This window comes from Rhizobacter sp. P1_G5 (assembly GCF_056405435.1).
Genome location: NZ_JBFUCB010000455.1, coordinates 1 through 5,041, shown reverse-complemented (window position 1 = coordinate 5,041; position 5,041 = coordinate 1). Strand labels below are relative to the sequence as shown.

Below are 5,041 nucleotides of genomic sequence, written 5' to 3'. Positions count from 1 at the left end.
CCACGGTGCCGTACCTGTCGCAGCACTTCCGGGTCGTCACGATGGACGGGCGCGGCAACGGCCGCTCGGACCGGCCCGCCACCCAGGACGCCTACAGCTTCGACATCTTCCACGACGATTTCGTCGCCGTGCTCGACGCCACGGCCGGTACCGAGCGCGCCGCGCTGGTCGGCATCTCGTGCGCGGCGATGACGGTGCTGCGGGTCGCGGCCGAGCAGCCGCAGCGCGTCAGCCACCTCGTGATCGCCGGCGGTTTTGCCGAGTCGCTGGTCGACACCGATGCGATCGCGCGCCGGGTGCAGGCCGAGGCCGACCAGACACGCGACGACTGGCCGGGCTACATCGATGCGTTCATGGCCAGCCTCTTCAGCGAGCCGCATTCCAGCAAGCCCTTCGACGACGGCGTCGGCTACGCCCGGGCCACCAGCGGCGACATCATCAACATGGTGCGCAAGGCCTGGAAGGGCAACGACGTGCGGGCGCTGGCGCGCCGCGTGGCCTGCCCGACGCTGGTGATCCACGGCGACGACGACCACCGCGTGATGTATGCGCAGGGCAAGGCGATCCATGCGCTGGTGCCGGGCTCGCGCCTGCTGACCGTCCAGGGCGGCGGGCATGTCACGGCGGTGCGCGACCCGGTGCTCTTCAACCGCAGCGTGCGCGACTTCATCGGTGGCGCGCCGCGCAGCGCGACCTGGGTGCGCGCGATGAAGCGCCGGCGCCGGGCGCTCTTCATCTCCAGCGCGATCGGCCTCGGTCATGTGCAGCGCGACCTGGCGATCGCGCGTTCGCTGCGCACGTTGCAACCCGATCTCGACATCGACTGGTTCACCGTCGACCCGGCCGCCCGCTACCTGGCGCAGGAGGGCGAGCGGCTGCATCCCGTCACGCAGCGCCTGGCCAACGAGAGCCGGCATTTCGAGCAGCAGGCCGGCGAGCACGATCTGTCGGCCTTCTTCGCGCTGCGCACGATGGACGAGATCATGACGCGCAACTTCATGACCTTCATCGACCTGGTGGAGGCCGAGCACTACGACATCGTGGTCGGCGACGAGGCCTGGGAGGTCGACTACCACTACCACGAGAACCCGGAACTGAAGCGCCAGCCTTTCGTCTTCCTGACCGACTTCGTCGGCTGCCTGCCGATGGAGCCTGGCAACGAGCGCGAGGCCCTGCTGTGCGCCGACCGCAATGCCGACGACCTGGAGCATGTCGCACGCTACCCCGGCATCCGCGATGCGGCGCTGTTCGTCGGCAACCGCGACGACGTCACCGAGGCCTCCTTCGGCCCGGGCCTGCCCGGCATCCGCGACTGGACCGACCGCAACTTCAGCTACTGCGGCTATGCGCTGCCCTTCGATCCGGCGGCGCTGGCCGACACCGAGCAGTTGCGGGCCCGGCACGGCTATCGCCGCGGCGAGAAGATCGCGATCGCCACCGTCGGCGGCACCGCCGTCGGCCGGCCGCTGCTGCGGCGCATCGTGCAGGCGTTCCCCCGCATGAAGCGCGAGCTGCCGGAGCTGAGGCTGATCGTCGTGGCCGGCCCCCGCCTGCCCACCGACGATTTCCCGCAGCTCGACGGGCTGGAGATCCGGCCTTACGTGCACAAGCTGTACGAGCACCTCGCGTGCTGCGACCTGGCGCTGGTGCAGGGTGGGCTGTCGACGTGCATGGAACTGGTGGCGACGCGCCGACCGTTCCTGAGCTTTCCGCTGCAGCGCCACTTCGAGCAGTGCGTGCATGTGCGCTGCCGGCTCGCCAACTACGGGGCCGATCGATCGCTCGACTACGCGACGCTCGACCCCGACACGCTGGCCGAGCGGGCGTTGGCCGCGATGCACGAGCCGGTGCGCTACCGGCCGGTGGAGATGGATGGCGCAGCGCGTGCGGCGCTGCGCATTGCGCAGGTGCTCGACAACCGCTGGTGGGCGCGCTGAGCGCGTCTGCCGGCACTTCATGGGGGGTTCAACCATGTTCGGGGTTCTCTACGGCGTTGCCGTCTACGTGTTCTTTCTGGCGACCTTCACCTATGCGATCGGCTTCGTCGGCGGCGTGGCCGTGCCGAAGGACATCGACAGCGGCAGCGCGGTGCCGCTGGCCGAGGCCTTGGTCGTCAACCTGCTGCTGCTCGGCCTGTTCGCGGTGCAGCACAGCGTGATGGCGCGCCGCGGCTTCAAGCGCTGGTGGACGCGCATCGTGCCGGAGCCGGTCGAGCGCAGCAGCTTCGTGCTCGCGGCGACGGTGGTGCTGGCGCTGCTGCTGTGGCAGTGGCGGCCGATCGCGCAGCCGGTGGTGTGGTCGGTCGCCGACCCTGCCGGGCGCTTCGCGCTGCAGGCGGTGTTCTGGCTCGGCTGGGCGATGCTGCTGATCAGCACCTGCCTGATCAACCACTTCGAGCTGTTCGGTTTGCGCCAGGTGCTGGCGGGCTGGCGGGGGCACGAGATTCCGGCGCCGGTCTTCCGGACGCCGCTGTTCTACCGGCATGTGCGCCACCCGATCTACCTTGGCTTCCTGCTGGGCTTCTGGGCCACGCCGGTGATGACGGCCGGCCACCTGTTGTTCGCGGTCGCCACGACGGGCTACATCCTGATCGGCATCTGGTTCGAGGAGCGCGACCTGGTCGCGCAGTTCGGCGACCGCTACCGCGTCTACCGGGAGCAGGTGGGGATGCTGCTGCCGTGGCCGCGCAAGGGAAGCGGGAGGGATGCGGCGGAGCACTAGCGCGGGCCGATACAGAAATCTGTATCATCTTTGGATGAAGACGACCCTCGACATCAACGATGAACTGCTGGCCACGGCCAAGGCGCTTGCTGCCCGGCAACGAACCACGCTGACGCGCCTGATCGAGGAAGGCCTGCAACTGAGGTTGAGAGCTCAGCAGGCGACGGTGCCGCGAGGCAAGTCGCGTCTGCCGGTGTTCAAGGGGCGCGGTGGGCTGGTGGCGGGGGTCGATCCGCTCAGCAACAGGTCGCTGCTGGAGGCGTTGGGCGATGACGCCTGACGTGAATGTGTTGGTCGCGGCATTTCGCAGCGACCATCCCCATCATGCGGTTGCCCGACCGTGGCTCGAAGAGGCCGTCGTCGCGGTTTCGTCAGGAGCAACCCTGACCGTGATGCCGATGGTCGTGGCCAGTTTCTTGCGACTGGTGACCAGCCCCAGGATTTTCCAGGCCCCGACGCCGATTGAGCAGGCGGTCGGCTTCGTCGATGCGCTGCTCGCCGTGCCGGGTGTTCAACTGGCGGAGCAGGGCGCGGAGTGGCCTCGTCTGCGCCAGCTGTGCCTGGACAAGCAGCTCAGCGGCAATCTTCTGCCGGACGCCTGGCTGGCTGCGGCTGTTGTTCACATTGGAGAACACCTCGTGAGTTTTGATCGTGACTTCAGGAAGCTGATCGGCCGCACCCATTTCACGTTGCTTGAGGCTGGTGCTCGATAGATGCGAACGAAGAAGGAGGCCCAGTCCGAGCCGGAACAGTTCGGCTTGCCTGGGTTCGACGAACTGCCACCACCGCCACCGCCGCCGCCCGTTCAGGCGGGCCGCGTTCCGCAGGCCGCACAGCACCTGGGTCTTTTCTTCGCGCTGCGGCCCACGCCCGAGACGGCCGAACGCATCATCGAGCTGGCAACCCGGCTGCGCGGCGAGCATGGCCTCGCCGGCAAGCTGCTCTCGATCGAGCGCCTGCACGTCACGCTGCGCGCGATGGTCGACGACGAGGCCAACGTCGAGTCGGCGATGCGGGCCGCCGCGGGTCTCGTGCACGAGGGCTTCGGCGTGGCCTTCGACCGCGCGCTGAGTTTCCCCGGCAGCGGCGCCTTCGTGCTGCGCAGCAGCGACAACCTGCCCGCGCTCGCTGCATTCCGCCGCCGGCTGAACCTGGCGATGGGCGACACCGAATCGCAGGCCTCGCGCAGCGCCACGCCGCACCTGACGCTGCTGTACGACCGCCGGCACAGCATCACCGAGCACGCGATCGAGCCGATCGGCTGGCACGCCGCCGGGTTCGCGCTGGTGCGCAGCCACGTCGGCCAGGGCCGCCACGAGACCCTGGGCGCCTGGCCGCTGTCGTGATCGCGCCGTGAGGTACGATGCCGACCGCCCCGAACTGGCGTCGGGCGGGGACCTCCTATGAAAGCCACTTTCGGATTCGTGTCGCTGCTGATCGCGTTGGCGATCATCGGCATCGTCATCAACAAGCAGCTGAAGGCCGTCGGCAAGGTGCCGGTGGTGGCCACCGACGGCAGTGTGTCGCAGGGCACCGGCGCCGCCAGCGGCACGGTGCGCGAGCAGTCGCAGCAGCTGCAGGAGAAGGTGCGCAACGACGTCGTCAAGGCCCTCGAGCAGGGCGCGCAGGGCACCGCCCGCCAGGACGACTCCCCCAAGTGATTCCGGCCCCTGACGCCGCCGGTGCCGCACCCCAGGCGGCTTCGGCCGCCGACGAACACGCGATGYGCATCGCGCTCGACCAGGCCCGCAACGCGTGGCTGGTCGGCGAGGTGCCGGTGGGCGCCGTCATCATGCGCGCCGGCCAGGTGATCGCCACCGGCTACAACCGCCCGATCACCGAGCACGACCCGACCGCGCATGCCGAGATCGTCGCGCTGCGCCATGCGGCCACGCTGCTCGCGAACTACCGGCTGCCCGAGTGCGAGCTCTACGTGACGCTCGAGCCCTGCGCGATGTGCGCGATGGCGCTGATGCACGCGCGCTTCAAGCGCGTCGTGTTCGGTGCCCGCGACCCGAAGACCGGCGCCGCCGGCTCGGTGATCGACCTGTTCGGAGAGTCGAAGCTGAACCACCACACGCAGATCGCCGGCGGCGTGCTCGCCGACGAATGCGGCGGCGTGMTGCGCGAGTTCTTCGCCGAACGCCGCGAGCTGTACCGCCAGCGCCGCGCCGGCGCGCCATCCCCATCCCCCGAGCCGGCTGACGAGCCGTCCGGCATCCCCACCGGAGAGGTACTCGAGATTGAGCCCGCAACCCCACCATCCTTCACACCTCCATTCGCACCATCATCACCATCACGATGATGAGCCGGCAGGCCG

General features: G+C 69.2%; 7 protein-coding genes. All 7 read left to right on the top strand.

Annotated features, from left to right (window positions below; all coding sequences use genetic code 11):
- A partial coding sequence (locus AC1D12_RS24405; protein ID WP_477843407.1) for an alpha/beta fold hydrolase occupies positions 1-1,937 on the top strand: 1,937 nt, incomplete at its 5' end.
- Positions 1,938-1,971: 34 nt separating this feature from the next.
- A complete protein-coding gene (mddA, locus tag AC1D12_RS24400) occupies positions 1,972-2,721 on the top strand; it encodes a methanethiol S-methyltransferase (RefSeq protein WP_465112627.1) in 750 nt (249 codons plus the stop codon).
- Between the two features lie 34 nt (positions 2,722-2,755).
- The gene (locus tag AC1D12_RS24395) at positions 2,756-3,001 is read left to right on the top strand and encodes a DUF6364 family protein (RefSeq protein ID WP_477829018.1); all 246 of its coding nucleotides are present in this window, start codon (positions 2,756-2,758) and stop codon (positions 2,999-3,001) included.
- The gene (locus AC1D12_RS24390; RefSeq protein WP_477829017.1) at positions 2,991-3,434 is read left to right on the top strand and encodes a TA system VapC family ribonuclease toxin; all 444 of its coding nucleotides are present in this window, start codon (positions 2,991-2,993) and stop codon (positions 3,432-3,434) included. The genes AC1D12_RS24395 and AC1D12_RS24390 overlap by 11 nt, the downstream gene beginning before the upstream one ends.
- A complete protein-coding gene (locus AC1D12_RS24385) occupies positions 3,435-4,067 on the top strand; it encodes a 2'-5' RNA ligase family protein (RefSeq protein ID WP_477843404.1) in 633 nt (210 codons plus the stop codon).
- Between the two features lie 57 nt (positions 4,068-4,124).
- Entirely contained in the window at positions 4,125-4,382 is a 258-nt protein-coding gene (locus AC1D12_RS24380; RefSeq protein WP_477829015.1) for a hypothetical protein, read from the top strand.
- 62 nt (positions 4,383-4,444) lie between these two features.
- Complete coding sequence (tadA, locus tag AC1D12_RS24375; RefSeq protein ID WP_477843409.1) at positions 4,445-5,026, top strand: tRNA adenosine(34) deaminase TadA; 582 nt, start codon at positions 4,445-4,447, stop codon at positions 5,024-5,026.
- Positions 5,027-5,041: the final 15 nt, after the last annotated feature.

Excerpts from the sequence above, each read along its gene's own strand:
- mddA (WP_465112627.1), top strand. The coding sequence starts at position 1,972 with ATGTTCGGGGTTCTCTACGGCGTTGCCGTCTACGTGTTCTTTCTGGCG.
- AC1D12_RS24395 (WP_477829018.1), top strand. The coding sequence starts at position 2,756 with ATGAAGACGACCCTCGACATCAACGATGAACTGCTGGCCACGGCCAAG.
- AC1D12_RS24390 (WP_477829017.1), top strand. The coding sequence starts at position 2,991 with ATGACGCCTGACGTGAATGTGTTGGTCGCGGCATTTCGCAGCGACCAT.
- AC1D12_RS24385 (WP_477843404.1), top strand. The coding sequence starts at position 3,435 with ATGCGAACGAAGAAGGAGGCCCAGTCCGAGCCGGAACAGTTCGGCTTG.
- AC1D12_RS24380 (WP_477829015.1), top strand. The coding sequence starts at position 4,125 with ATGAAAGCCACTTTCGGATTCGTGTCGCTGCTGATCGCGTTGGCGATC.